Annotated in this window: 23 protein-coding genes; 7 read left to right on the forward strand and 16 right to left on the reverse strand. The window is 55.7% G+C overall.

What is annotated here, in order from left to right:
- Window positions 1-39 precede the first annotated feature (39 nt).
- From pyrB to BW950_RS04130, 4 genes are all read right to left on the reverse strand, one after another.
- Complete coding sequence (gene pyrB, locus BW950_RS04115) at window positions 40-1629, reverse strand: aspartate carbamoyltransferase (protein WP_076488028.1); 1590 nt, start codon at window positions 1627-1629, stop codon at window positions 40-42.
- Window positions 1626-1820 carry a hypothetical protein gene (locus BW950_RS04120; RefSeq protein ID WP_076488029.1) on the reverse strand — a complete coding sequence of 65 codons (195 nt, stop codon included), beginning with the start codon at window positions 1818-1820 and terminating at the stop codon, window positions 1626-1628. Before BW950_RS04120 ends, pyrB begins: the two co-directional genes overlap by 4 nt.
- A gap of 44 nt (window positions 1821-1864) precedes the next feature.
- Window positions 1865-2428 carry a hypothetical protein gene (locus BW950_RS04125; protein ID WP_076488030.1) on the reverse strand — a complete coding sequence of 188 codons (564 nt, stop codon included), beginning with the start codon at window positions 2426-2428 and terminating at the stop codon, window positions 1865-1867.
- Window positions 2429-2532: 104 nt separating this feature from the next.
- Complete coding sequence (locus tag BW950_RS04130) at window positions 2533-3699, reverse strand: nucleotide sugar dehydrogenase (protein WP_076488031.1); 1167 nt, start codon at window positions 3697-3699, stop codon at window positions 2533-2535.
- 173 nt (window positions 3700-3872) lie between these two features.
- Between BW950_RS04130 and BW950_RS04135 the strand changes: the two genes are divergently transcribed.
- Window positions 3873-4481: a nitroreductase family protein gene (locus BW950_RS04135; RefSeq protein WP_076488032.1), complete on the forward strand. Its 609-nt coding sequence runs from the start codon at window positions 3873-3875 to the stop codon at window positions 4479-4481.
- On the opposite strand, the gene BW950_RS04140 is transcribed toward BW950_RS04135, so the two are convergent.
- The 6 genes from BW950_RS04140 to BW950_RS04165 all read right to left on the reverse strand — a co-directional run bounded on the left by BW950_RS04140 (window position 4436) and on the right by BW950_RS04165 (window position 12905).
- Entirely contained in the window at window positions 4436-6487 is a 2052-nt protein-coding gene (locus tag BW950_RS04140; protein WP_076488033.1) for an alpha-L-fucosidase, read from the reverse strand. The two genes, BW950_RS04135 and BW950_RS04140, sit on opposite strands and share 46 nt — an antisense overlap.
- Before the next feature lie 5 nt (window positions 6488-6492).
- Window positions 6493-7344 carry a carbohydrate ABC transporter permease gene (locus BW950_RS04145; RefSeq protein ID WP_076488034.1) on the reverse strand — a complete coding sequence of 284 codons (852 nt, stop codon included), beginning with the start codon at window positions 7342-7344 and terminating at the stop codon, window positions 6493-6495.
- Window positions 7341-8231 carry a carbohydrate ABC transporter permease gene (locus BW950_RS04150; protein WP_076488035.1) on the reverse strand — a complete coding sequence of 297 codons (891 nt, stop codon included), beginning with the start codon at window positions 8229-8231 and terminating at the stop codon, window positions 7341-7343. Before BW950_RS04150 ends, BW950_RS04145 begins: the two co-directional genes overlap by 4 nt.
- Window positions 8232-8259: 28 nt before the next feature.
- Window positions 8260-9570, reverse strand: coding sequence for an ABC transporter substrate-binding protein (locus tag BW950_RS04155; RefSeq protein WP_076488036.1), 1311 nt, complete (start codon window positions 9568-9570; stop codon window positions 8260-8262).
- Between the two features lie 105 nt (window positions 9571-9675).
- Complete coding sequence (locus tag BW950_RS04160; RefSeq protein WP_076488037.1) at window positions 9676-11175, reverse strand: response regulator transcription factor; 1500 nt, start codon at window positions 11173-11175, stop codon at window positions 9676-9678.
- Complete coding sequence (locus BW950_RS04165) at window positions 11172-12905, reverse strand: sensor histidine kinase (protein WP_083943710.1); 1734 nt, start codon at window positions 12903-12905, stop codon at window positions 11172-11174. Before BW950_RS04165 ends, BW950_RS04160 begins: the two co-directional genes overlap by 4 nt.
- Before the next feature lie 48 nt (window positions 12906-12953).
- Between BW950_RS04165 and BW950_RS04170 the strand changes: the two genes are divergently transcribed.
- Window positions 12954-14075 carry a PHP domain-containing protein gene (locus BW950_RS04170; protein ID WP_076488039.1) on the forward strand — a complete coding sequence of 374 codons (1122 nt, stop codon included), beginning with the start codon at window positions 12954-12956 and terminating at the stop codon, window positions 14073-14075.
- 21 nt (window positions 14076-14096) lie between these two features.
- On the opposite strand, the gene BW950_RS04175 is transcribed toward BW950_RS04170, so the two are convergent.
- Complete coding sequence (locus BW950_RS04175; RefSeq protein WP_076488040.1) at window positions 14097-14939, reverse strand: phosphatase PAP2 family protein; 843 nt, start codon at window positions 14937-14939, stop codon at window positions 14097-14099.
- A gap of 77 nt (window positions 14940-15016) precedes the next feature.
- Window positions 15017-16213, reverse strand: coding sequence for a hypothetical protein (locus tag BW950_RS04180; protein ID WP_076488041.1), 1197 nt, complete (start codon window positions 16211-16213; stop codon window positions 15017-15019).
- Between the two features lie 19 nt (window positions 16214-16232).
- On the opposite strand from BW950_RS04180, the gene BW950_RS04185 reads away from it, so the two are divergent.
- Window positions 16233-17084: an adenylyltransferase/cytidyltransferase family protein gene (locus BW950_RS04185; protein WP_083943711.1), complete on the forward strand. Its 852-nt coding sequence runs from the start codon at window positions 16233-16235 to the stop codon at window positions 17082-17084.
- A 66-nt stretch (window positions 17085-17150) separates the two neighbouring features.
- On the opposite strand, the gene BW950_RS04190 is transcribed toward BW950_RS04185, so the two are convergent.
- Window positions 17151-17477: a type II toxin-antitoxin system RelE/ParE family toxin gene (locus tag BW950_RS04190; RefSeq protein ID WP_076488043.1), complete on the reverse strand. Its 327-nt coding sequence runs from the start codon at window positions 17475-17477 to the stop codon at window positions 17151-17153.
- On the reverse strand, window positions 17474-17752 hold the full coding sequence (locus BW950_RS04195) for a type II toxin-antitoxin system Phd/YefM family antitoxin (protein ID WP_076488044.1): 279 nt from the start codon (window positions 17750-17752) through the stop codon (window positions 17474-17476). The genes BW950_RS04190 and BW950_RS04195 overlap by 4 nt, the downstream gene beginning before the upstream one ends.
- Before the next feature lie 171 nt (window positions 17753-17923).
- On the opposite strand from BW950_RS04195, the gene BW950_RS04200 reads away from it, so the two are divergent.
- Genes BW950_RS04200 through BW950_RS04210 form a run of 3 tightly spaced genes read left to right on the forward strand, consistent with a single transcriptional unit; the run spans window position 17924 to window position 20297 of the window.
- Window positions 17924-18439: an NfeD family protein gene (locus tag BW950_RS04200; protein ID WP_076488045.1), complete on the forward strand. Its 516-nt coding sequence runs from the start codon at window positions 17924-17926 to the stop codon at window positions 18437-18439.
- Between the two features lie 11 nt (window positions 18440-18450).
- Window positions 18451-19380 carry an SPFH domain-containing protein gene (locus BW950_RS04205; protein WP_076488046.1) on the forward strand — a complete coding sequence of 310 codons (930 nt, stop codon included), beginning with the start codon at window positions 18451-18453 and terminating at the stop codon, window positions 19378-19380.
- Window positions 19377-20297 (forward strand): SPFH domain-containing protein, encoded by a 921-nt coding sequence (locus BW950_RS04210; protein ID WP_076488047.1) that lies wholly within the window; start codon window positions 19377-19379, stop codon window positions 20295-20297. Before BW950_RS04205 ends, BW950_RS04210 begins: the two co-directional genes overlap by 4 nt.
- 58 nt (window positions 20298-20355) lie before the next feature.
- Here the strand turns inward: BW950_RS04210 and BW950_RS04215 are convergent, their stop codons facing one another.
- Window positions 20356-21804 carry a chloride channel protein gene (locus tag BW950_RS04215; protein ID WP_083943712.1) on the reverse strand — a complete coding sequence of 483 codons (1449 nt, stop codon included), beginning with the start codon at window positions 21802-21804 and terminating at the stop codon, window positions 20356-20358.
- Between the two features lie 144 nt (window positions 21805-21948).
- On the opposite strand from BW950_RS04215, the gene BW950_RS04220 reads away from it, so the two are divergent.
- Window positions 21949-23589: a putative manganese-dependent inorganic diphosphatase gene (locus BW950_RS04220; protein WP_076488145.1), complete on the forward strand. Its 1641-nt coding sequence runs from the start codon at window positions 21949-21951 to the stop codon at window positions 23587-23589.
- Window positions 23590-23602: 13 nt separating this feature from the next.
- On the opposite strand, the gene BW950_RS04225 is transcribed toward BW950_RS04220, so the two are convergent.
- Entirely contained in the window at window positions 23603-24229 is a 627-nt protein-coding gene (locus tag BW950_RS04225) for a MarC family protein (protein WP_076488049.1), read from the reverse strand.
- Window positions 24230-24241 lie beyond the last annotated feature (12 nt).

The following is a 24241-nucleotide window of genomic DNA, read 5'->3' on the forward strand; positions in this document are numbered from 1 at the left end:
TTCGTCTCCCTCGTTGTGTCCGCCCCTTCTGCGGATAGATCATTTCCATATTTCCTGAAAGCTGTGGGTTTTGCTGCAATAGGCGCAGGCATACCGGTCCGTGCCGGTACGCCGAAACCGGGGAATAATGTGCTCTCCATTGGCAGGATGGGTAATACACGCCTCGTTCCGGCAGACCAGTTCGGGCAGCTCCTCGATACGCGGGGGAAAGCCCAGGCGAATCTTCCGCTGTACCTCGCCCCGGTGAATCACGTTCACCGTAGCACCCGGAATAACGGCGGCCAGTTTGCGAACCGTCGTCTCGTCAGGATCGGGATACCCCGGGCGGAAGAGGATTCCCTTGGTCCCACTCTGCTCTCCCGTGGAGACCCACTCTCCTCCCGTGCCGTGAAGTTCCATCACCCGAATCAGCGTTGCCAGATGCTCCCTGATCGCCGGGGCCGAATCTCCGGCGCAGATGTGATCCAGCACCAGGCCATCCCGAATTGGACGGATACCCTCGGAGTAGCGCTTGGGGCCGGAACCTGCCAGAGGAAGCTCGGTAACGCAGTCCTCATCGTCCTGTGGAACAGAACCCAGGGGTCCCTGGTAATCATCACCGATCTTTCCTCCCAGCATGGCCAAGAGAACGATTCGCACAATCCAGCCGTTGGAGGATTGCCGTTCCCAGCCGTTCCATTCGGTATCGTCCAGCGCCACAGGAATCGTGGGATGTTCCCGGTGCCTCGGCAGGGGGTGATAAAAGCGTGTCCCCCGAGGCAGTTTTACCGTATCCGCCGGGTCAAAGGTGATCGCCGCCCGGAGTTCGCCCTGACGCCGCAGAATCCTGTCTCCCATTCTTTCCAGCTGGGGCCGCGTGAAATACCACTGGGGAGCCACTCCGCCGGGATCGCACCCCAGGGAGAGATACTCTTCAATTGACCGGTACTCGCGCACCTGGAAGCCCTGGCTGCGCATCTCCTCCACGTAATGCGCGGGCATGGAGAGTTCCCGGGGCGCAACCAGATCAACCTGGACCTTCTGAAAAAGCCCCAGACCGCGTACCTTGGAGTGAACCGTCCGACCGTGATAGAGGTCTCCCACCAGAGCAAGGTGGATTTTTTCGTGCGACCAATTCAGATCCTCAAGGAAGGTAAACTCGTCCAGCAACTCCTGGGTGGGATGCTCGTGACGGCCATCACCGGCGTTGATAAAGGAAACCGGCCAGGACAAGCCATGGCGTCGCCGGTATTCCTGCAATCGCTCCTCCAGATGCCTGCACACCCCCTCGAGTTTGGTGCGCACCACAAAAATACGGTTGCCGTAGCCCACCAGGTTTGAGAAAGTATCAACATAGCTCTCGGATTTGTTGAAAGACGAACTCTCGGCGTTAAACTCGGAAAACTTCATGCGGTGAAAATGGGCTGCGTTCTTGAAGGACTCCCGGGTACGGGTGCTGTCCTCCAGAAAGACTTCATAAAACCCGAAGTCCGGATCATTTATTCTGAAGCGGTCCAGTTCCGCTTTATTCCCCGTAGCCATTGCCTCTTTCAATCGCCGGGCTTGCCCGTAGAGGTAGAGCCGTTCCTGGTGGTTCAGGTCTTCAATAACAGCCAGGGTCCGCCCGAGAAAGGGTGCCTCTCTGCTCATTGATCACCCCCTCTGGCCAGCGCCGCCTTCGGCCAGACCCGAAAACCCTCCGGGAAAAAGCGCAAAAAAAATGGCACCGGAAATTCCGGTGCCACCATTTCAATAGGAACAGCGAGGTCGCCTTTGGACCGCCGCCGTTCCGAACAATACTCTGCATACCAACCCCGCCAGGGATTTTCAATCGTTGTCATATTGAGACCTGAGGCTACCCGGGCTTCATGGGGCTGTCAAGCCCTCACAATCCCTCGTTGCCCACCTCGGTCTCGTCTTCGGGATTCTGGGGCTTGTTACTGCTGACAAGTGCCGCCAGGGGATCATCCGTTGCCAGAATCTCCCGGATGCGGAAAAACCGCATATTTTCCCGATCCTGCTGTTCTTCAGGAGAAGCCCGCAGGTAATCCTGGTAGTTTTGCAACTCGCCGTAGAGGCGTGAGAACCGATCATGCCAGGTAAGGGCTGCTTGCTGGTGGCGGGCCAGGTAATTCAGAAGTTCTGCCCGGTCCACCTCCTGGAGCCGCGCCTCGGCCTCCTGGGGCGTGTCATAGACTCCCACCAGCAGAGTGTGCCAGAGGGAGAACCAGACAAACTGGGGTTTTCGGTGATCGGATCCTGCGCAACCCGGACAGTACAACTCTTCCCGGATTACACCGCTGAGAATGGGCGATCCCTGCACGAGATCCCCCACGTGATACTCCCGAAGCCCCGGCTCAAAAACCTTGGTCTGAACCTCGGTGATAGCGGTTTCGCAATTTGCGCATGCCCGGGGAGGGTCAAACCGCACGGTGTCAAAAATACCCATGCCTCTATGGTAGTACGCCTTCGTCAGGACCGCAAGATCCCTTTGGCGTGTCCCCTTCTTCTGCCCCCGGGATCACCCCGTCGGTCCCGCATCCAGCCCCGGTTTCAGTCTCTTGTAAAGAGATCCCTGGTGTAGACCTTTTCCCGCACATCTTCGAGTTCCGGATGCATCCGGTTCGAGACAATCACGTCGGAGATCGCCTTGAATTCCTCGAAATCTTTCACCACAGGACTGTTATAGAATTCCTCTTCCTGCAAGGCCGGTTCATAAACCACAACGGGAACACCCTTGGCCTTAATCCGTTTCATGATACCCTGAACTGCGCTGGCCCGGAAATTATCGCTGTCGGTCTTCATGGTAAGTCGATAGACCCCAACTGTTTTTGGTCCTTTGGCCAGAATCCGATCGGCCACATAATCTTTCCGCGTCCTGTTGGCATCGACAATGGCCTTGATGATGTTATTGGGCACAGCATCGTAGTTTGCCAGGAGCTGTTTGGTATCCTTGGGCAGACAGTAGCCCCCATAGCCAAAACTGGGATTGTTGTAATGATCCCCGATCCGCGGATCAAGCCCCACCCCCTCGATAATCTGCCTCGCATCAAGACCATGGGCCTCGGCGTAGCTGTCCAGCTCGTTAAAATAGGCAACCCGCAATGCCAGATAGGTGTTGGAAAAGAGCTTCACCGCCTCAGCCTCGGTGGAATTGGTAAAGAGGATGGATATATCCTGCTTTGCTGCCCCCTGGGCAAGAAGATTCGCAAACCTTCGGGCCCGGTCGGAATCCTCGCCCACTATTATTCTGCTGGGGTAAAGATTATCGTAGAGCGCCCGGCCCTCCCGCAAAAACTCCGGGGAAAAGATAATATTCGTCGTTCCAAAACGCTCGCATACATCCCGGGTATAGCCCACAGGAACGGTGGATTTGATCACCATGACCGCTTCCGGATTTATATCCAGAACATCCTGAATCACGGCCTCCACCGTGGAGGTGTTAAAGTAGTTTGTTCCGGGATCGTAATCGGTGGGCGTGGCGATAATAACGTACTCCGCACCGGTATAGGCGGCTTTTTTATCCGTCGTGGCCGTGAGGTCCAGCTCCTTCTCCGCCAGGTACGCCTCAATTTCTGCATCGACAATGGGCGAACGCCGGGTATTAATCAGCCGCACCTTTTCTTCAAGAATATCCAGGGCAACCACCGTATTATGCTGCGCCAAAAGCACCGCATTGGAGAGACCTACATAGCCGGTCCCGGCAACTGCTATTTTCACTGCTTTACTCCTTGGAAAAATCTCCTGCCCCGCAACCTGAGCACTCATCAAAGCTGGAGGCTATCTCTCCAAAGCCTAGCGCGAACGCCAAAAGAAGTCTATCGATATTCTTTTATCATTCCTGGCAGGAAGGACCCTTTCATACTCCCCTGATCCTGGTATAGTCTGTTCCCATGAGCTTTCAGGAACTGGTTCAGCTGCGACGCAGCCTTCGATCCTACTCATCCCGACCGGTCCCGACCGAGGCAATCCAGACGTGTCTTGAAGCAGCGCGCCTGGCTCCCTCGGCCTGCAACGCCCAGCCCTGGCATTACCTGGTGGTCACCGAGCCCGAGAGGGTGCGCACTCTGGCCCTGCTCACCCGCGCCCCCGGAGGAAAACTGAACAATTTTGTCGAGCAAGCCCCGGTGATCGTGGCAGTAGTGGCAGAGCGGCCCAACATCAGCTCCCGCGTTGGGGCCTTTCTCAAACGAAAACCCTTTTATCTCCTGGACATCGGCATATCGGCTGAGCATTTTTGCCTTCAGGCAGAGGAACTGGGGCTGGGAACCTGCATGATCGGCTGGTTCCAGGAACGGGCGGCAGCCCGGCTCCTGGGTGTGCCCCGGTCACGACGAATCGCGCTCCTGATCACCCTGGGCTATTCTGGCGGTGACCCCTCACCCGAGGGCAATCCCCCGGGGATCAGACCACCAAAGAAGCGCAAACCCCTGGGGCAGATTGCCAGCTCCAACAACTACGGAACCCCCTGGCAGGAGCATGCTATAATTGCCGCCCCCTGAAGACAGGGTACAGTTATCCGGACTTCATCGTTCTCACCCGCCAGAATCGGCAGGATCTGTTGATCGGGAACAATTTCAGCACGGCTAATCCTGAATTTCCCCCGTGGACGCAGTGTAATTGTCAGGTCGTGCAGAGGAACCACATCTTCGATCACATCCAGAGAACGGCCGCGCCTCTCTGGAACATAATAAAGAAGATGTACCAGGAGACATCGCTTTTCCGGATGATACCGAACGGTACTGATCAAACCTGAAGGGCCATCGTGACTGCACACATCCTGACCGATCAGTTCCTCCACAGCGTTTCGAACCAGCAATTTTACCCATCGGGGGCTCCGTTCACAGTAGGTGGTGAATAGGGGGTGGGCAAAGTACAAAGACCGGTCCGTGGATATCACCGCAGGTAACCCCGTGCGGGACCTATCGGGGGGACTCTGCTGATGCGAGCAGTATCGTCGGGGTGAGCGGTCAAAGAAAGACGGTGTGATCGAAAGCTCCACCCGCCCCTTCTCTCCGGGAATTACCTCCCGGCCCCTCAGGTACATCACATGGGGCGTTTCAGGCAGATCCCTTCCAAGAGGCCCCAGAGGTACAAGATAATCAGCAAAATCATTCCTCTCATAGACCCTTCCGTGAGGATCCTCCCCTGTACCATCGCAAAGATGCTGCGGTGCAGAAACAACACCAAGTGTTGGAAACGTAGCATCGAACGTTGCCAGCACCCGTCCGCCACCCGCCAAAAATGAATCAACAAACTCCTTGGTCCGGGACGTCACCGGAACTTTATCGGGAAAAATCAGCAACTCGTAGGGCGTCGTATCCGATGCAAGATCGATCACGGAAAACTGAAACCCACACTCCTGGAGAATCCGCACAGCACCAATCATTTCCAAAGGCTGTTCTGACTGTGACCATTCTTCTGTCGTGACCAGGGCAATTCTGCCAAGCGGCCTGGTTCCCCGCACCCAGGGTTCCACCGCCTGGACCCGTTGGAACACATCCCCGATGAGCTCATAGGCATGCATATCGAGCTTTCCCGAGGGAACCAGTTGATCCCCCACAGAGCAACCCGCCCCGTGGGCAAGCATTTGAAAACACTCAAACTCCAGGGCTGCTTTATTTTTGTATGAGTGAAAATCACCCCAGTAGGTATGAAATCTACCGGTCATGCCAATCATTTCTTTCCCCAGCCCCTGGGCGTAGCGGACAACATAGGGGAAATGGGTGTACCCCCACCCTCCCGAGGGAAGAGACTCAATCTCCAGATGAGAAAAGCTTTCGAGAGACGAGCGAAGTCTCGGCGCCACGTGAGAGGCATTGTAAAAAACGGCGCACTCAGGATTCGTCCTCCTGATCATTTCGGACATCTCCAGCCGAAACCGGTCCGCCACGTGCCGTGCAAAAATCATTCTGTCTTCTTCATTCCAGGGGTCCAACCCTTCTTGTTCCATTCCTGAGAGACACCAGGGACACAGGCACGGAACATCCCTCACGATATCAAAAAACAGACCCTGGGGGGCGAACCGTTCCAGAAGCTCCCGGGTATGGTCAAAGAGAAAATCCCGGTAGGGGGTGTTCACACAGAGCGTCGCATAGAACCCCGCCTCCAGCGGTCTTTGCCCGTGCCATCCTCCGTGCTCATCCTGACAACACCATTCGGGATGCTCTCGCATCATCCATCCATCCCACTGCACCGTGGTATAGAGAGGAACCCTTATTCCCCGCTCGCGAAGGGCGTGAATCTGTTCGTCCAGAAGATTGGTCCGTTCCAGATGCGGATGGATAAGATGCGGATGTTTTTCCGATTGATAGTAAAGATATCCGTGATGGCACCGGGCAAAACAGGTGATCGAATCAACATGGGCCGTCGCCAGTCTCTCGGCAAATTCCTCGGGATCAAAGTCTGCACCGACCCCTCCGATATGACCGCTTGTATGAAAGTCCAGGTGAACCTGGCGAAACGACAGATGGCTCTGTCCAGGATTACTGTAGGTCTGATCTGTCATGGCCTTTACTCCTTCAGGGCGCCCGCCGCCAAACCATGCTCAATTCGTTCCTGAAAGAGCATATAAATTACAATCATGGGTATGATCGCCACCGTCACCGCAGCAAAGACAGGTCCCAGCTCAATGTGCCAGGATCCCTGGAATCGCAAAAGCGCCAGGGAGATCGTATTCATTCTGGGGCGATTTATAAAAAGCAAGGCAAAAATCAAATCGTTGTAGATCCCCCGAAAGGTAATGATTCCCGCTGTGGCAAGAGCCGGTGTACTCAGGGGAAGTACAATCCGAAAGAGCACATGCCCTGGCCTGGCTCCGTCGATAATCGCGCTCTCCTCCAGCTGCGCCGGGATTCCCCGCATAAACCCGGTGATGATTAACACCGCCAGGGGAACACTGAACCCGCTGTAGAGAACAATCAACGAAGAATAGCGATTTGCCAGGCCTGCCCGGTTAATCATGCGAACCAGGGGTATCAGGGTTGAATGGATCGGAATCATGATTCCCAACGCAAAGAAGAGAAACACCCAGGGCAGATATCGCAATCGGTACCGCGCCAGAGCAAAGGCGGCCATACTTGCCGTCACCAGCACCAAGGCGGTTGCTCCTATTCCGAAAAACAGACTATTCCCGATTGCCAGAACCATGTTGTGGCGGCCAAAGGCAGCAGCATAATTTCCAATCCGCCAAATCTGCGGCAAAGCAAAAGGGTTATAATAGATCTCGTCGGTGGATTTGAAGGACGAGAGAATGGAAAAGACCAGGGGATACAGGGTGAGCAATGCCCATATTCCGGCAAAGCAGTACCCGCCCAGACGTCCTGCCGAGAGAAATCTCCTGGAGCCACAGGTCTGAACGATCATAGATCCTCCCTGGGGGCGAATAATTTCTGAAGCACACCCGTCGCAAGCAGACTCAGGAGTAACACGATAACTCCGATAGCGCTTCCAACACCAAAACGGGAATAATTAAAGGCCTGATAATAGAGCATCGTCACAGGGACATCGGATGCGCCATTTGGCCCCCCACCGGTCATCACGAAAATCATGTCGAAAACCTTCAGTGAGCCCGTCACCATCAGGATGAAATAGAGGCGGAAGCTTTCCCGCATCAGGGGAACCGTAATGTGAAACAGCGCGCCCAGATATCCCACTCCGTCAATGGCGCCGGCCTGGTATAACTCGTCGGGAATTGAAACCAGACCTGCCGAAAATATGATCATGTTCAGCCCCGCAAAAACCCAGGCGCTCACGAAGGCCACCGAAAAAATTGCCATCTGGGGATCTCCGAGCCAGTTTTGAGCAAGACCGGAGAATCCCGCAGTCCGAAAGAAGGTGTTTATGGCCCCCGTGGCTGGATTCATGATGTGTTTCCACAGGATGCCCACGGCCGTAACCGGAAGAACCACGGGCAGGAAATACGCAACCTTGAACAATCGGGCACCCCGAAGCGTCGACGTAACAACCAGCGCCAGGACAAAAGCAAGAGGCCCCTGAAAGAGAACTCCCTGCAATAGAAAGACCCCCACGTTTCGCAGGGCCACCCGGAACTCCTGACTCTCCAAAACGAACCGGTAATTATCAAACCCCCGAAACTCCAAAGGAGAAACGGGAATACCGTTCCAGGTATGGAAACTCAAATGAATCGCATCAACTATTGGGTAGACCATGCAACCCACGTACAAAAGCACCGCCGGCATCAGAAAACAGAGGGTGGAAAAAACCGGCCTGGCCGACCTGGACTCCATCATCGGGGACCTCCTCGCTCAAGCCCTTGACTTACCGGCCACCCCGGTCCACTTCCTGCTGAATCTCCCGGGCAGCTTCTCGGGGGGTCTGTCCTGCAAACATCCCCTGAATGCTGTTCCTGAGACGATCAGTCATCTGCGGAAGAGAATCGTAGGAATCCAGATCGGTTCGAAGAGCCTGGGCGTCTGCAAGTGCCTGCGCATGCTCCGCTGTCAGCCGGTCTACGGCGTCAGAATCCACCTCCAGACGAACCGGGTAAACTCCACCACCCACAGCCTCCTGAATCGTGGCAAAAGCCTCGGGAGAAGTCAGGAACTTCAACAGGGAAATAACAATCTCCTGCCGTTCAGGCGACATGGTCCCTGAAAGAGAAAGACCCCCGGCAGCACCTCCCATCCAGACCCTTCGGTGCTGAGGATAGTCAGCAAAGGAAGGAAAAGGAATAAACCCTATATGCTCAGCCAGAGGCGAAGCATTCGCAGAACCGATGTACCAACTTCCGTCCATATGCATGGCAGTATCACCACCATGAAAAAGCGCTACTTCTTCGTTGTGAGAGGCCGTCACCACGTTGTCCCCAAAAAACCCCCGCCTGTGCCAGTTATCAATCAGGTCAAGCACCTCGAGCACCTCGGGACCATCCCACCGAATCGATCGATCGGCCAGACCGTGGGCAATCTCCGCTCCATGGCGCTTGAGCATCAGATTTGTAAAGAGATGACCGCCCCGCCAGATCGCATGGTTTCCAATCGCCATGGGAACAATCCCTTTTTCCATGAGGGCCTCGGCCACTATCTCGAAATCTTCAACTGTCCTCGGAGGTTCAAGTCCCAGGTCCCGGAAGATCTGCCTGTTATAGAATATTCCCACCCCATATGATTCGTAGGGAACACCATATACTCCCTCCAGATCTTGAAACTGCCAGTTTTCAAAAAGGGGAAGAAAGAAATCCTGCCATTCCGGATCTTCCGTCAAAAAAGGTTCCAGATTCAGATAGACCCCGTTTTCTGCGTATTGCCGAAAAGCAGCCCCTCCCAAGGTATAGACCACGTCAGGAGTATTCCCGGTAGCAATCGCCGTTCGCAGCCGATCGTTGAAAGAGATCTCATTTCCCACCGATTCATCGACGACTCTCACATTCTCGTGAAGATCATCGAAATCCCGTAACAGTTGCTGAAACGCGGCCTCATGGGGAGCATCACTGGCCCAACGGGTTTGAACACGAATCTCCTGGCGGCCTCCCTTTCGTTCTCCAGTACCGCCAGCACGGACATCACCGGAAACACCGCAAAAAAAGAGAGAAACCATTACAACAGCAATCCCGGTCCGAATTATTCGCATACCAACTCCTTTCGTAATTCCAGATCGCGGCATGCATCTGGCCTGCTGGTATTGTCCACCGCCTTTTTCGTACCGTGAATGGATTCTTATTGGAAGATTTCGGATTTATTTTGTCTTTTGTCGAAATCGCCGGAGAACGACCGAGGGAGCTTCGCCGTAGTGACGCTTAAAGCAACGGCTAAAGTAGTAAGGATCCTGGTACCCACAGGCCGAGGCAACTTCCCCCAGGTCAGAAGCACCCTCACGCATAACCGTAAGCGCGTGTTCCAGCCTTCGAGCGGTAAGATACTCTGTCACAGATTGCCCCGTTTGTTGCTTGAACAGCGTGGAAAGGTAACTTGGATTCGCCGCAGCTCCCTGAGCTATCTCATTCAGGGACAAACGGGAATCGGCAAAGCGTTCTTCCATAACCTGCCGCGCAGCATCGACATGGCGCAAAGCGGGCGAGCAAGGAGAAGATAACCGGGAAAACTCTCCAGTCAGTCGTTGTACAAGCTGACACCGGGCATCTTCCAGATCACGGGAGTTTCCGAGAATCTCGGCAACCTCCCGAGGAAGAACCCTATCCCTTCCCCGGGTATCGTACGCAAAAACATACAAAAACAGATCGGCCAGAACATGTTCCAGAACACGATACGACGGGAGCCGTTCCCCCAGCAGGGTAAAAAGTTTTTCCAGAAACTCTCCAACCAGGTGAGCATCGCGCTGCATCAAGGCGGCAAAGATCTGAACCTGAATTCCCCGAATCATATCAGGTTCAACCGCACCAGCAGACCCAACAGCTTCAGCCGAACACGATTGCTCCAGGGGAGCATCCGGAAAAAACCGTCTCGTCAACGCCCTCTCTTTTGCCAAGGTAGCCCAGATCTGAGCCGCAGAACGGTCGAAATCCTCCGTTTCAACCTCGCCCAGAACAACACCGGCACACAGACCCTGACGAAGATCCTCTGCCGGGTTCAAAAGGGCAGTGATAGAGGAATATTCAATTGTCTGGCCTCGGAAAAACAAGACCACTCCCGCGGCATCACATTCCTGACCGAGCAAAACCTCCTTCACCGGGAGGCCGGGAAAAAGGACTTTTTCCACCCAGAGGAGGACTTCGCGGCTGAGCAGGCTCGGTGAATCGGGAAAGAGACCAAATCCTTGAACCGCCACGCATAGAACCCTCTCCCCCTGGATCAAAGGAGATGGTGTAAACCAGAGCCGTTCTGAAGGATCCTTCCTTTTCTGGGACATAACCACTTCTCGCACTGCCCGAAGGAGCTCCTCTGAATCCACCGGTTTGAGCACATAGTCCCGCACACGGGATCGCAAAGCCCGACGCGCAAAGGAAAAGTCATCGTGTCCCGTCAAAACGATTACCTCTCCCTGGTACTCCTCTCGACGAAGGGTTTCCACCAGTGATAAACCATCAAGACGAGGCATAACGACATCGGTTACGACCAACGAAATGGTCTCTTCGCGACAACACCGAAGTGCTTCCGCCCCATCACAGGCCAGGAGAATACGCGAGAAACCTGCCTCTTCCCAAGAGAAAGCACCCCGAAGACGATCCAGCGCCAGAGGTTCGTCATCCACAAGCAGAACGGTTTTTTCCTCTCTCACCTGTTCTCCAGACCTTCTCTTAATCGCGGGTATTTCCCTGCCCGGGGAATCAGAAGGCAGACCTCCGTTCCCTCACCGGGCTTTGAATGAACCTGAACAAGACCGGAGAAGCCAAAAGCCGTCTCCAGCCGTTCGGTTACACTGGACAAACCAAACCCTTTTCTGTGACTTCCGGGAGAAAACCCTGCACCATCGTCATGAACCCGTATCAAGGCCCCCTCAATTTCTGAAGTGGCCCTTATGGTGCAAAGCCCTCCTCGGGGAGAAGGTTTCAGGCCATGCAAAATCGCATTTTCCACCACTGGCTGGAGCAGCATCCTCGGCAAGGGGACTTCAGAAATCAGCGGATCCGCTTCTATCTTCCATGCGAAAGCCCCCCGATACCGAACCTGGAGTAGTTTCAGGTAATCATCGCAGAGAGCGAGCTCCTCGCCTATTGTGGAAACGCTCCGGCCCCCACCCAGAACCCGACGATAAAATCGACACAGCGTCTGAATAAAGGACGGAATATCATGAGCCGCCCCAGTTTCGGCCAGACCGGCCACGGTATCCAACGTGTTGTAGAGAAAGTGTGGATTCATCCGCAGCCGCATCGCCTCAAGAGCCTGTTCCCGCTCCGCCTCATGACTCTCTCTGATTTCTTCCAGAAGAGACGAAATTCTGTCCAGCATTTCATTGAACGTTCGGGCCAGATGTCCCAGCTCGTCCCGATTTGTTATCTCCACCCGAACTTCCATATCCCCAGCGGCAACGTCGTTCATCGTTTCTGCCATGGCACGAAGGGGCTGAGAAAACCAGGAAGCAATAACTCTGGCCGCCACAATGGTAACCAACACACCCAGAAATCCCAAAAACCCGAACGTCAAAAGCGCCGGGAAAAGATCCCGGAAAACCAATCCACGGGGAATTGCACCTGCTACAGCCCACCCTGTGGCCGGTATCGTCTCAAAGAAGAAGAGAGACTGCCCCCGGGAAACCTGAACCTGGCCAGAGCGAAATGATTCGAGACGGGTAAAAAGTCGATCCTTGTTTCGAGCAGAAATAATCACGCCCTGGCGATCAATCAAATAGATCTCACTTCCAGGGCCCAGAGAAACCTCCTCGTAGAAATCAGCCAGGGTGCGCTCGGCCAGGTAAATTTCAACAAATCCCAGATGATTTCCGGTGTTCCAGTCGTAGATTGCCCGAGCCAGTGAAAGAAGCGGGAGAGGTCGCCCGTCACGAGTATGATTTCTGCTATGGGTAGGACGCCAGAGCAGTTCTCCCCGGTTTTCCAGCAACCACAGGCGAGCGTCTCGAGGAATATCCTCCACTGCCGACAGAAAGCCTGAAGCAAAACGGTAGCCTTCGCGATCATGAATTATCAAGGAATCTACCTTGGATCGAGGATAGACAATGCTGTTCATGGGACCGTGTACGCGTCGTGTCATTTCAAACGAGGGAGGTCCCGAATCACCTTGTCGTTCCCGCAGAGCCTCCTGAACCGTCGGAGAAGCACTGATAAGTCGGGAGTAATGCTCGATACTCTCTCCGAGAAGTTCAATTTTTTCCCGAACCAGCACCAGGCTTTGTCTGGTACTTTCCAGGCGCTGTACCCGAAGTCTTCGATAGGCCTGATGACCAAGAACTACCGTCACCAAAATGATAAGCGTTGCTGCAAAGATAGAAATGACCAAACGGACCTTGCGTTCAATCGATACCGTACTCCAGCCGGGCCATGGCCACCTCATAATGGCCACCAGTATAGCAGACCCGGGGAAGAATGCTATAATCAAACCATGATGAAGACGATTCTCGCGGGCGCTCTCTTTATCCCTGTTCTTTTTGTGGCATTCCCGTTCTTTTTTCGAGCCGCCTCCGGTCCCGCGCCGACAGGATCCCCTGCAGAAGGGCACCCCCTGTATACCGTTCCGCTCCCGGAAGATCTTCCGCCCCGGGATATCCTTCTCCACAACCCCTATCAGGAAATCGACTGGTCCAGAGCAACTCCCCACAAGGCAAATCTCCACACCCACACCCGTTACAGCGATGGCCTCTACTCACCCCGACGCATGATCCAGGAATACCAGCAGCGGGGCTACACCATCCTTGCCATTACCGATCACAACCACGTGACCTGGCCCTGGCCCGATCCCGATCACACCAGCCAGGAAAACTACCCGGAAATGATCCGAATTATGGGGAACGAGATATCCGATGTGCACCATCTGGGCAGCTATTTTACCAATTACAACATCGCCGGCCGCCGCTACCGTCCCATTGTGGGCCGTCTTGGACAACGCCGGGCGGAGATCACCATCCAGGATGTGCTGAAGCAGATCGGCCAGCGCCAGGGCGCGGCCGTTCTCTTTCATCCCGGCCGCTACTCTCACTCCCTGGAATGGTATTACGATCTCTTCCTCGAGTATCCCCATCTGCTGGGTCTGGAAATCATAAACCGGAATAACCGATATCCCCAGGACAGGTATCTCTGGGATTCCCTTCTCTCGGCCCTGATGCCCGAGCGGCCCCTCTGGGGATTCGCCTCGGACGACGCCCACCGGCTGGGCCACATCGGCTACGCCTTTTCTGTCTTTCCCCTGGAAGAAGCAACACCCCGGACGGTGCGCTCTGCCATGGAACGGGGAGCCTTCTACACGTCCCACACTACCACGGCCACCTCAGCTCCGGACATCACCCACATCATCCACGACCCCCGGGAGGGAACCGTGACCATTCGTTCCAGTGAGGAAGACCTGTCTCTGCGCTGGATATCTCTGGGGCGAGAGGTCCACCGGGGAGAGACCCTTCCCTACCGGGATATTCCGGGAATCGATCGCTACGTCCGGGCAGAACTGCATCGGAAACGATCCGACGGAATCACCTTCACCAACCCCTTTCCGGTCTCGTCCCGGCCGTAAGGCCGCCCTCGCAGGCGTCGTCTACCGCAACGGAACACGAACCTCCAGGCCCAACCCCTCCTCATCCAGAGTGGGAGCCAGCTGGAAGGGCGCCTCGGTATTTCTGCGGTGCAATGCTGGAACAAGCCAGCCCACGGCGCTTCCCCAGACCATTCCCGCAGCAACATCGGTAATGAAGTGTCTCCCTGCCGCCACACGGGACACAGCGACTCCCGTGGCAAGCCCGTAGGAGGCGGCACTCACCATATACCGGGTCCTGCGCTCCATCTCCAGATCGGCCATGATAACCGTTGCAAAGGTCGCTGCGGCAAAGGTGTGGGTGGCATGTCCCGAAAAGAAGGATTTCCGGGATCCCTGATCGGTCATGTGCTCCTTTGGCGTATCATCGTAATAGGCATGGGGCCGGTAGCGCGGGAAAAAATGGAGAAGTGTCTCCTTGGATCCGTAGGAAAGAAGCAGGGTCTGGCCGTACATCATCCCCAGGGTAAAAAGTTCGGAGAAGTTGCGATTTGCCGCTGCAGGGAACGGTGCCAGGAGGGCCACAAAAAAGAGGGCGTGCCCCGTAACCTGCAGCGTCTCGTTGTACCGATTCACCACCAGCCGGTCCAGGGGGTTGATGTCACTCTTGTCGAGCCGTTCGGGCCCGTATTCCGCCGCCGTGGTATGGGGATTTGTCTCTTCCAGAAGATAACTGAGACCGGTAAGACCCAGACCGGTAGCGGTAATCGCCACCTCGCGGCGGAGCGAGAGTTCATAGGGAAAAGCGGGCGAAACCTCGTACCAGTCCCAGGGAAGAGCCCCCAGAGGGCCCCCCGAAACAACCAGGGCCGCAACCGCAAGAAAAGAGAAAAACTTTTGTGCCATGGAAGGCGGATCATATCAGGGATCGGACTCGCAGAAAACCGCCCCAGAGGAAAACCTGTACCACCCGGGACACGAGACTAGAACCGAACTCCCGCAAAAAGCCGGAGCAGCAGATCTTCCTGAAAAGCACCGAACTCGCTGTCGGCGGCCCCGCTGGTCCAGATGATCTCGGCCCCCGCCTCAAAGGGAAGGATCCCCAGAAAGAGGATCTCCTGTTCCACCAGCATACTCTGATCGTCCAGGTTCCGCGTGACCCGGTGTTCGCTTCGCCAGCGCGAAGATCCCTCCAGACGAAGCCTCATCTGAAGGTAGTGTTCTCCGGGGCGCAGAAAGGCGCCCGCTCCATCGCTGGTTACCTGAAAGGGAGGATCCTGGCTCGTGTGGTTCAGGGCAAGACCGTTATAATGATACTCTCCCGTCAGTTCCAGATAGCCCCCCTGGGGAAGCTCCTCCCGGAACCCACCGGAGAATCCCGCCAGAACACGGGGTTGCCAGTCCTGCTCGTGGGGGTTGTAACACTCCAGGGCAATTTCTGTCCCTCCCAGAAAGCGTTCCCCCCCCCGGGAGGCATACACACCGGGTCGCACCATGGTGTCTCTCTGCATCACCACCGTTCCACCCCACCGAAGTTCTTCCGAGAGAGCCCTCTCTGCCGTGAACGCTCCCCGGACCAGGCGCCAGGGCGTGTCTGTCCCCTCGGTATCGTCAAAGGCATCCTGAAACGCCAGGGCGGCTGAAAGAAACCGCCGGGAATCACCACCGAACCGAAATTCCACCCCGTCAAAACCGGGATTTCGGTCCCGCAACGCCCCCCGGGGGTGCAATCCGTCGGTAACAGAGAAAAACAACCCCGCCGGGTTTCCCTCTTCCCACAGAATCTGTCGGCCCGCAGTAAGCTCAGCCCCCGGGACCAGGGAAGACCTCAGGAAAGCCTGGTATATTTCATGGGATATCTCGGCCCGGGCCGGATTCTCCGCTCCCGTTCCACCCGTTCCTGTCCGGGGCCAGCTTCTCGGTGCGGGATCGTAATAGATGCCGTGATCAACCAGAAAAAGAGCGCTCTCCGAAACAACCCGGTGCTGCGCCAGAACCTCCCCGGCAGAACCGGATTCCCAGGTATCCCGTTTATCCTCATCCACCACAGCCAGGGAATCCCTCCTGTGACCGGTCTCTCCGTATATTCGAACCGTTGCTTCCACCGAATAGGGCAGATCTGCCACGAGCGGAACCGCACAACCCAGCAAAAGAAGCCCCGCAAGCACCCCTCTTCGCATTGATTCTCCCTCTTCAGATATGCATACTCTACCACTCTCAATGAACGGCGTCATCCTGGGGCGTTTTATGCCCCCCCACAACGGTCATCTCTTCCTGGTCGATTTTGCGCGTGCCATGGTGGACCACCTCTATATTCTGGTCTGCACCCTCTCGTCGGAAATAATCCCCGGTGAAACACGATTTCAGTGGATGCAGGAGCTTGCTCCCCACTGCACAGTCCTCCATATCACCCAGGAAATCCCCCAGGCCCACCGGGATTCACCACAGGCCCCGGCCCTCTGGGCTCAGGCGATCCATCAGGCTGTGCCCGGGCAGATCGATCGCGTCTTTGCCTCGGAACCCTACGGCCACGAACTGGCCCGACATCTGAAAGCCCAATTTATCCCCCTGGACCCCTCGCGGAGCAATATTCCTGTTTCGGCATCGATGATCCGGGAAGACCCCTGGACACACTGGGAACATCTGCCCCCGCCGGTACGGCCCTGGTTTCTCCGGCGCGTTGCCGTCATAGGCAATCCCGCCCTGGCAGAGAGCCTCGCCGCAGCACTCCGTACCGTTACGGCCCATCCCTACCAGGAGTTTCTCCGCACCTTCGGGAACTCCCCTGCCTTCGAAGAATCCCTGTCGGAAGACGACTGCGCCCGGGCAAACCAGGCAACCCTCGCAGCCCTGGCACGCCGCGCCAGGCGGGTCATCTTTCAGGCACTTCCCGCCCCGGAAGATCTCGAAAACCTTCCTTCCCAGGCCCGGCCCCACCTCATTATAGCCGATCAGCCACTTTATCACTCCGGATCCGCTTTTCTCCAGACATCAGAGGCCACGGCCGAAACGGTAGAGCGAATCCTGATCTCACACAAACTCCTGGCCTGACACTGAAGGGTTGCATAACCCGTGAGCGCGTAGCGCGCATCGGGTTGATGCAGTTGTTAGTCGAATTCATTTCATTAATTTTTTATACAAAATATCCTGCAGATTTCTGCGGCCATCGATTACCATGATAATTATTACATTTTTTTCTTCCAAATTATAGATGACACGCCATGGATATACTAAAATTTCCCTATACTTATTATTTTCATACTCCAATAATTCTGGAATAAACCTTCCCTCATTTGCGAAATATGATAATCTTTTTACTTTTTCTTCAACCAAAGCCATTTTTTTCAGCGCAATTTCAACATTATCTTTTGCAATGTATTTTCCTATCTCAAGCAAGTCTTTTTCTGCAGAAGATGTCCAAAATACTTTATATTCTGGATTCATTTCTGAAGTTCTTCCCTTAGCGCAGAGAAAACCTCTTCAGTTGATTTTAAATTTCCTTCTTGTATATCCTTCTCTGAGATTCTAATTAATTTCATCATTGCCATGGTATTTTGCATTTCTTGATAACTTTCCACATCAAGCATAACTGCTTTCGCTTCGCCATTCTGTGTAATAATTATTGGACTTTGTTTTTCCGCCAGATACTTTAGCATATCTGCTGTATGGCTTTTTACGTATGAAACCGGCTTTATATCATGTGCTATATCAAACTGCATATTAATCTCCTGTCTTTATATGATACTGTATTAAGACAGATTTTACAATTTTTTTCTGCGCGAAGCGTCCCCCTAACGGACACTGGCCGGCCCCGCATACCCCGCCGGATCGTTCCCCAATCCGCCAACCTGAATTGACACCGCGTCCCAAGACACCTACAGTAGTATTCTATGGACAGTGCAGTCTGGGCCGTTATGGGAGGGCTGTTGTTGCTGGCAGAGTTCGGCTTTCCGGAGTTCATCCTGGTGTTCTTCGGCCTGGGAGCCCTGCTCAACGCTCTGGTGATCGCGCTCTCTCCCCATCTTCAGGGAGCCTACCATCTCCAGATAATTCTCTGGGCAGCCACCAGCTGCCTCAGCCTTCTGGCGTTGCGGCGATACCTCTCGGCCTGGTTTTGCGGAGCCCCCGGTGAGCCCCAGCCCGGCCCGTTCGAAGAAGATCTGGGCGCCACCGCCGAAACAATAGAACCAATCAGCCCGGAACACCCCGGCCGGATCCGTTTCCGGGGAACCTCCTGGCAGGCAATCTCTGCCGGCGAGGCGATCCCCCGGGGAACTACCGTAACAATCCTGGGCCGTGACAACGTCACCTACCTGGTCACCCCGGAAGAAGAACACGAACCAACCCTGAAGGAGCAGGACCCACATTCCTCCGCCGAAGGCGGCGGAGATCACCCCCCCAACTAAGGAGCGTTACCATGTCTATCTTCGCCGCGTATATCAGCTCGGTTCTCTTACTGCTGCTGGTCTTCACCATCTTTTTCAAGCTGATCCGGATCGTCCCCGAACAGCAAGCCTGGGTTGTAGAGCAACTGGGAAAGTTCCACACCATCCTTGGTCCGGGACTCCACCTGGTTATCCCCGTAGTGCAACGGGTCTCCTACAAGCAAATCATGAAAGAAGAGGTTATCGACGTCCCGCCCCAGCTGTGCATCACCAAGGACAACGTCCAGGTATCGGTGGACGGAATCCTCTATCTGCAAGTGGTGGATCCGGAAAAAGCCAGTTACGGTATCGATGACTACCGCTTTGCCACGGCCCAGCTTGCCCAGACCACCATGCGTTCCGAGATCGGAAAAATCGAGCTGGATCGAAGCTTTTCCGAACGGGACCAGATCAACGACGCCATCGTCCGCAGTGTTGACCTGGCCAGCGATCCCTGGGGCATCAAGGTGACCCGCTATGAAATCCGGGATATCACCCCCTCCGCCACGGTCATGGAAGCAATGCAGCAACAGGTCCGGGCAGAACGGGAAAAACGGGCCGAGGTTCTTTCCAGCGAGGGAATCCGCGAAGCCAGAATCAACAGCTCCAAGGGAGACCGCCAGCAATCGATCAACCTCTCCCAGGGAGAACGGCAGCGGCGGATCAACGAGGCCGAGGGCCGCGCCCAGGCCACGGAAATCATCTCTGCAGCCACGGCCGAAGGAATCAGCCTGGTTGCCTCGGCAATTGACCTGCCCCAGGGAAAATCAGCTGTAGCCGGCCGGGTGGCCCAGCAATTTCTGGCCAGGCTCGGCGATATCCTCCAGACAAGCAATACCGCCGTACTGCCCGCAGATCTTGCGCAGCTCCGGGCTGTTCTTGATTCCCTTCGATCCAATACGACCCCAGGAGGTGTTTCGTGAATCCTCTCTTCCCCTTGCAAGTCGTTCTGACAGCCCTCTCGGTGGTGCTGGTCGTGTCCATTCTCCGCAGCCTCCGGGTGGTACCGGCAAAATCTGTTCTGGTCATCGAGCGCCTTGGCAAATATGCCAAGACCCTTCACGCAGGGTTCCACATTCTGGTTCCCTTTCTGGACCGCGTCGCCTATACCCACAGCCTGAAAGAGCAGGCAATCGATGTTCCCACCCAGCCCTGTTTCACCTGGGATAACGTCAAGGTCGATGTAGACGGAGTTCTCTACTATCGCGTGGTGGATCCCAAAAAAGCCAGTTACGGAATCACCAATTACGAGTACGCCACGGTTCAACTTGCCCAAACCACCATGCGCTCGGTCATCGGAAAACTGGAGCTGGACAAAACCTTCGAGGAACGGGACAGCATTAACGCCGCCATCGTGGCTGAAGTAGACGCTGCCGGCAGCGCCTGGGGCGTGGAAGTGACTCGCTACGAGATCCAGAACATCGATGTCCCTTCAGAGATTCTTCAGGCCATGGAAGCCCAGCTCCGGGCAGAGCGGGAGAAACGCGGACAAATAGCACGATCTCTGGGAGAAATGGAGTCAAAGATCAACCACTCCGTGGGAGAAATGGAAGAGTCCATCAATCGTTCCGAGGGTGAAAAGGAAAAATGGATCAACGAGGCCGAAGGTCAGGCCGCAGAGATCAGAGCCCTGGCCTCCGCCACGGCAGCCTCGCTTCGGGAGATTGCCAAGGCCCTGGAGGCCCCCAGCGGTGACGAGGCCCTCTCGTTGCAACTGGCAGAACAGTATCTGGGAGAACTCCGCCATCTGGCCCGCAAGGAAACCCAGGTCATCCTTCCTCTGAATCTCACGGACATGGAGGGAGTTCTTGACTCGGTCCGGGCACTGATCAAGTCCTGATACGTTCCTCGGCCGTGCCGCCCCTTGGAAGGAGCGGCGCGGCACGGCAGACCGGGGGTTAGTAATCCATCCGGTCGTCGGTGTCGCCCGACCCCTGGGATTCCTCTTCTATGGTTCTTCCCTCCAGCGAAAGCCCCCTGCCGGGGTTATCCCGGTATCCCCGGAAAAAAGAGCGAAAAAGATTGATAATTCCCCGGCGGTCAAAGACCTGTTCCACCTGGTGCACCTCAAGATCCATGAAGAAGGGCTTCTTCTGGTGAATTATCTGGCTTGGATAGACACTCACATGGCCCACCACAAGATACGCCACTGCGCAGGCCACGGCAGCATAGCTCCCGGTGGCCACCCCGAAGAGCTCCATGGCCATCATGATCGCCGCGATCGGTGTGTTCGCAGCGGCTGCAAGAAAAGCCACCATGCCAATCGCCGAGAACATGCCCACGCTCTGCCCCAGAATCTGCGCCCAATAGTTACCCGAAGTGGCCCCGATAAAAAAGATCGGCCCCAGGATTCCTCCACTTCCCCCTGACCCCAGGGTAAGGGAGGTGGTGATGATCTTGAAAAACGGTGCAATTCCCCGAAAAGCCTCTCCATCCAGGGCAGCATCGACAACACCCGTGCCAACGCCCAGATAGTTGGTTGTTCCCGTAAGAAAAACGATCCCCACAAGAACCAGCCCGGCCAGCGCCCCCTTCAGGGGTTTCCAGAGGGGAATACGCTCCACCAGGTGCTCCGTTCGGGTCAGACCGGAGACCAGCAAAATCGCCATGAGCCCCAGAAGCGCTCCGAAACCAATCATATGGAGCAGCATGATGATCTCCGTCTCGATCTGAACAGGCACGTTATAGCTCAGGTGGCTGACCCCCAGCACACGGGTAACTATGAGAGCCGAGTAGGAGGCGATCAGGGAAGGAAGAAAGCGATTGTAGGAAAACCGGCCGATGTGCAGCACCTCCGCCGCGAAGAGTGCTGCGGCGATGGGCGTACCAAAGACACCGGCAAATCCCGCACTGATCCCGCACTGGACAAAGCGCTGTCTGTCGATGGGTGTCATGCGTAGCATCGAGGCAACCCCCGAGGCAACCCCCGCCCCGATCTGGGCACTGGGGCCTTCTTTTCCCGCAGACCCTCCCAGGATCAGGGTAATCAGCGTGGCCACCATCTTCACCGGGATAACCCGGAGGCGCATCATACCCTCTTTTTCGTGAAGAGCCTCGATCACCTTTTCCGTGCCGTGGCCCTGCGCGTCAGGTGCAAGCCAGTTCACCAGAAAACTGCTCAAAAAGAGCCCCAGCGGAACCAGAAGAAAATACCACTGCCACTGCCGCACCGCCCCCGAGCCGGCATCCAGCAGGAGCAAAAAGGCCGCCACGGGGATCCCCACGATTACACCAGCCAGAGCTGCCAGAACAATCCACTTGCCCGTAGTGAGCAGGATCAAGGTTTGCAATACCGCAAAGCGCACCCATCGATTCATCATGACGATATCATCTACCAGAATCATCATAAGATCAAGAAAAAGAGCAGATATTCAGATAATGTGATAATTTGGCGCCTCGAACTATCGTCCCCCCGGTACCCAAGAGACATCCCGGCGGAACCTGTGATAGTCTTGGATTTCTACAAGATTTTAAATATGCGGAGAACCACCTTGGAACGAGTATTTGTTGCAGGACACAAGAATCCTGACATGGACAGCACCTGTGCAGCCCATTGCTACGCCGCACTAAAGCAACGCCTGAACCCGGGCTTTACCTATCTGCCCATTCGCAGCGGTCCTCTGAGCGATCAGATCCAGGAAGTCTTTGCCCAGGCCGGGATTTCCGTTCCTCCCCACTACGATACGATCGCTCCCACAGTGGGGCTCGTGGCACGCCGAAGCCCCGTACTGATCGCTCCCGACGATCCAGTGCTGGAGGTTTTCAACGCCGTCAAGATACGAACCATCAGCTCCGTCCCCGTTATTGCCCAGGACTCAACCTTTGCAGCCATGGTAGGCGTAAACGAGATCACCTCCTACGTGGCGTCTCAAAACCAGGAGCACCGTCCGATCTATACCTTTCTTGTGGAAAACTTCGAGAAGGTCCTGCCGGGAACACTCCTTCAGCGGGGCGCACAAAACCGCTTTGATGCTTCACTGGTCACCTCGGCAATGCCGGTGGAGCAGTCCCTGAAACGCCTGAAGCGCATGGAGTCGCCTCCGCTACTGGTGGTGGGCCACATACCGGAGATTATTGCCTGCGCCGTGAAGAATCAGTTCCCTGCGATCGTTCTCACGGGAATAACGTCGCCCCGGGAGATTGAAAAACTGATTAAAGGATACAAGGGATCCGTTTTTCTCTCCGAAACCGATACAGCCGAGTCGATCAGGATGCTTCGCCTGAGCTCACCGGTCTCCACCATCATGGACACTCAGGTGCCCCGTCTGCAGGCAGATATGCCCTTCGATGAGGCAAAAGCGCTCCTCCTGAGCTCCTCCTACCGGGGGCTTCCCGTCTTTGAGGGGGAGGAGTTTATCGGTATCGTGAGCCGCCGGTCCTTTATCGAACGCCCCCGGCCAAAACTCATCATGGTGGATCACAACGAGCTCTCTCAGGCCGTGGACGGCGCGGAGCAGGCGGAACTTCTGGAGATAGTCGATCATCATCGTCTTGCCCCTCCCTCCACAAACAGCCCCATCGAGGTGACAACCCGTGTTGTGGGCAGCACCTGCACGCTTATCTACGAAGAGTTCTCGGCCCGAGGATTTGCCATCGAACCCGATATTGCCCTGCTCCTCCTGTCGGGTATTATCTCCGATACGGTGAATCTTCAGTCTCCCACCACCACCGAAGCAGACCGGCGGGCCATTCTTCGTCTTGAGACAATCACGAGCATCTCCGCCGCAGAGCACGCCCAGAAACTTTTTGCCCAGATAAAAGCCCTGGGCCAGCGGGAACCCCAGGAGATCATCCTCTCGGACTTCAAACTCTACGAGCAAAAGGGCATTCCCTTTGGTATCGGACAGGTGGAGGTAACCACCTTGAGCGACTCCGCCTCCTATCGTGATCGACTGCTCCAGGCCCTGGAGGATGTGGCCAACCAGAAGCGTATCGACTGGGCCATGCTCATGGTAACGGACGTGATCAAACGGGACAGCCTGCTTCTTTCCAGCGGCTATCCTGCGGGAGAAACACTCCTCCCCTTCCGGAAGCAGGCAGAACGAACCTTCGATCTTTCGGGAGTCCTCTCCCGAAAGAAGCAGCTTCTGCCGGAAATCATGCGGGTTCTTTCAAAGGCCGGGGCTCAATAGCCCTGGCCTCAGGCTAGAGACCCACAATACCCAGGTTTTCCACAAACATCTCAACCCCGCCCAGGAGCATCTGCACCGCCATGGTGGTAAGGATCATGCCCATAAGCCGTTCCACCGCAGCCAGCCCCCGACGGCCCAGAACACGCCGCAACCCTTCGGCCGAGAACAGCACCAGGGCTGCGCAAAGCCAGGCCACAAGAAGTGCCAGAAACCAGTCCATGATCCGATCCGGGTGCTGCGTGGCCAGAAGAATCAGCGTGGCCATGGTGGAAGGACCGGCGATCAAGGGAACCGCCATGGGAACCACCAGAGGTTCCTCGGCAGATTGTGCTCCGGGAGTGCTGTTCCCCTCTGTGGCGGGAATAACATGGTGGGGAAAGATCATGCGGAGGGCGATCAGAAAGAGGATCACCCCGCCGCCGATGCTCAGGGCGGGCTGGGATATATGCATTCCCTGGAGAATATATTTTCCGAAGAAGAGAAAAGCCGAGAGGATGGCCAGGGCAATGACCATCTCGCGCAGAATGATTGCCTTTCTCCGGGCGGGGTCCACGTTACCCAGGAGTCCCAGAAAAATCGGGATGTTTCCCAGGGGATCGACCACCAGAAATAGCGTGACCGCCGCTGCGTAAATACTCATAGGAACACCAGA

Source organism: Alkalispirochaeta americana (assembly GCF_900156105.1).
GTDB lineage: Bacteria > Spirochaetota > Spirochaetia > DSM-27196 > Alkalispirochaetaceae > Alkalispirochaeta > Alkalispirochaeta americana.